Genomic DNA, 2637 nt, shown 5'->3' on the forward strand with positions numbered 1-2637 from the left:
CGCAGGCCCGTGCGCCCCCCCGGAGAAAGGTCGTCGGTCTTGCGGGGCCGCTTGTTGGCCGTATAGTTGGCCACCATGGAATCGACATTGCCCGAGGTGATACCGAAGAACAGACGCGGCGCGCCCAGCCGCTTGAAATCATCGACGCTGCGCCAATCCGGCTGGGCAATGATGCCCACCCGGAAGCCGCTTGCCACCAGCACCCGGCCGATCAACGCCACCCCAAAGGCCGGATGATCCACGTAGGCATCCCCGGTGATCAGGATGATGTCCAGCGCATCCCAACCCCATGGTTGCATATCCGATCGTGACATCGGCAAAAAATTATTCGCCATGGCAACCCGTTCCGTTACAGGATTGATGGACTTCCTCACGCCATCAGCAACCCGGCGGCGAAAAGCAGCCCCAGAATCAGCAGGTTTCGCGCACTTTCTCCGATCAAGATGTTCAATTCCCGGCCGCTCCAAATGACGCACATTTTTCTCCAGGAGCGGTAATGGAACAAAAGGTAAAACGAAGGCAATATGGCGGCCCAGGCCGATTCTTGCGCAAAAGAAAGGCACAGCAGACAGGCCGCGATGCCGTTGATCAGATAAAGCCACTTTCCAAACAGCCGGCCAAACAGGACAATGGAGGTGTGTTTCCGGCAGGCCTTGTCGTTTTCGTAATCGCGGAAATTGTTGATGATCAAGATATTGACGGCAGGCAAGCCAACAATGAAGCCGGCCACGAAAACCAATGGTCCGAAAGATCCGGCCTGAACATAAAAAGAGAAAACAACCGCGACCAGGCCGAAAAAAATAAGTACAAATAAATCGCCCCATCCGTGGTACGCCAGCGGCCAGGGCCCCGCGGTATAGGCCAGCAGCGACACCACGCAGAGGGCACCCACGAGCACCATTTCCCAGCCACCGTAGTAAATCAGACCGGAGCCGAAGAGGCATGCCAGACCAATGACCACGGCCGTGCCGATAAGCATGGATGGGGGCGAAATCCAACCGGAGGCCACGGCACGCGCCGGACCGAGCCGATCCGCGTTATCCGTTTTCTTGGCAAAATCAAAATAGTCGTTGCTGAAATTGGAAGCGATCTGGGCCAGGAGCGCAAAAAGCAGGCAAAGCACCGCCGGGACGAGCTTGAATTGACCGAAATGGGCCGCCAGGGCGGAGGCCACAAGGACCGGCACGGACCCGGCGGCCAGTGTCTTTGGACGGGACGCCAGCATCCAGGCACGGATGGAATTGGTTTTGACTGCGTTCATCATTTTCGACGCCACCGGCCGTTTTCACCGGAAGCGCATCTTATTCCTTGAGCACCTCCGGCCGATGGTGGTACAGGAGCGCCCGGACCCCAAAAACGGTTTAAAAAGCCTAAATTCGGTCCGATCACCACCGATCACCTGGAGGTTGTTGTGCCCATTTATTATGTTGACGGTAAATTCGTACCGGCCGAGAAAGCGGTCATCCCAGTGGACGATCTGGCCCTTTTACGCGGCATCGGCGTGTTCGATCTGTTGCGCACCCACGGCGGCAAGCCCTACTTTCTGGACGCCCATATCGACCGCTTGGAAAACTCGGCGCGCAAAATCCAATTACCCCTGCCCTGGTCCCATGACGAGATCGCCGCGGTGGTCCAAGCCACCCTGGCGAAAAACGATATTCCCGAAGCCAATATCCGCATCGTGGTCACCGGCGGCTCCAGTACCGACTTCATGACCCCGTCGGGCAAGCCCCGCCTCGTGGTACTGGTTTCGCCGATTCCCAAACTGCCCGACAGCTGGTACACGGACGGCGTCAAAATCACCTCCTGGGAAGTCGAACGTCCCATTCCCGGCGCCAAGAGCATCGACTACATCTCGGCCAGCCTGGCCCTCAAGAAAGCCGCCGCGGCCGGGGCCATCGAAGCCCTTTATGTCGATCGCAACGGTTTGGCCCTGGAGTGCACCACATCCAACATTTTCGCCTTTGTGGGCGGCCGGTTGGTGACGCCCGGCCGGGGGATTCTCTCCGGCGTGACCCGCAAGGTGGTCCTCGAACTGGCCGAAGGCCTGTTTCCCATCGAGGTGCGCGACATCTCCCGCAGCGAGCTGCAGGCCGCCGACGAGGTGTTCATCACCGGGACCAGCAAGGGCTTGGTGCCGGTGGTTCAGGTGGATGACCGCACCATCGGTTCCGGCCGGCCGGGAAAGCACACCCGCCAACTGATGACGGCCATGCAGGATTACACCGAGAAACACTAGCGGCACCTGACCGATCAACACCGGCACCGTTAGCGTGCCAAGCCCAGAATCCGCTGGGCCTGCGTCCAGACCGGTGTTTCCGCAAGGCGGACATCCCGCTCCAGGGACGTTTGGAGGCGTTCGAAGACTCGCGCCACCAACCGCTCCCGACCGGCGGCCAGCCGGATCAATCCCTGAAGTAAAAAAAAACTCAGGAGCAGAACCAAGGCGATGGTCCAGAAGGCGTGGACGAAAAAGTCGCTGGAGAGGATTGTGTTGCTAAAGAAGTTCATGGCCGTCAACCAGCCGGCATAGCCCAACACCGCCAGCGTCGGCAGATTGAAGAGCAGCTGGACGGTGACGCTGCTCAGCCGCCGGCCGGCCTGCTCCAGTTCCGCCTCCAGGGCCGCGTTCCAGGC

The 2637-nt window shown here is 59.5% G+C and carries 3 protein-coding genes and 1 pseudogene; 1 reads left to right on the forward strand and 3 read right to left on the reverse strand.

The features are described from left to right. Together JCM12296_RS33955 and menA are read right to left on the reverse strand one after the other, a co-directional pair. A pseudogene (locus JCM12296_RS33955) lies at window positions 1-299 on the reverse strand (YgiQ family radical SAM protein); the annotation flags it as partial. A 71-nt stretch (window positions 300-370) separates the two neighbouring features. Beyond that, window positions 371-1264: a 1,4-dihydroxy-2-naphthoate octaprenyltransferase gene (gene menA, locus JCM12296_RS33960; RefSeq protein ID WP_246805294.1), complete on the reverse strand. Its 894-nt coding sequence runs from the start codon at window positions 1262-1264 to the stop codon at window positions 371-373. A 147-nt stretch (window positions 1265-1411) separates the two neighbouring features. Between menA and JCM12296_RS33965 the strand changes: the two genes are divergently transcribed. Then, window positions 1412-2239, forward strand: a complete 828-nt coding sequence (locus tag JCM12296_RS33965) for an aminotransferase class IV (RefSeq protein ID WP_054702465.1) — start codon at window positions 1412-1414, stop codon at window positions 2237-2239. Between the two features lie 29 nt (window positions 2240-2268). Here the strand turns inward: JCM12296_RS33965 and JCM12296_RS40745 are convergent. Further along, window positions 2269-2637: hypothetical protein (locus JCM12296_RS40745; protein WP_172684251.1), on the reverse strand; the 369-nt coding region annotated here is incomplete at its 5' end.

The sequence above is a fragment of the Desulfosarcina cetonica JCM 12296 genome, from assembly GCF_001311845.1.
Classification (GTDB): Bacteria; Desulfobacterota; Desulfobacteria; order Desulfobacterales; family Desulfosarcinaceae; genus Desulfosarcina; species Desulfosarcina cetonica.

What these genes read in the sequence shown, in the direction of transcription:
- menA (WP_246805294.1), bottom strand. Translation starts at nt 1,264, where the DNA reads ATGATGAACGCAGTCAAAACCAATTCCATCCGTGCCTGGATGCTGGCG.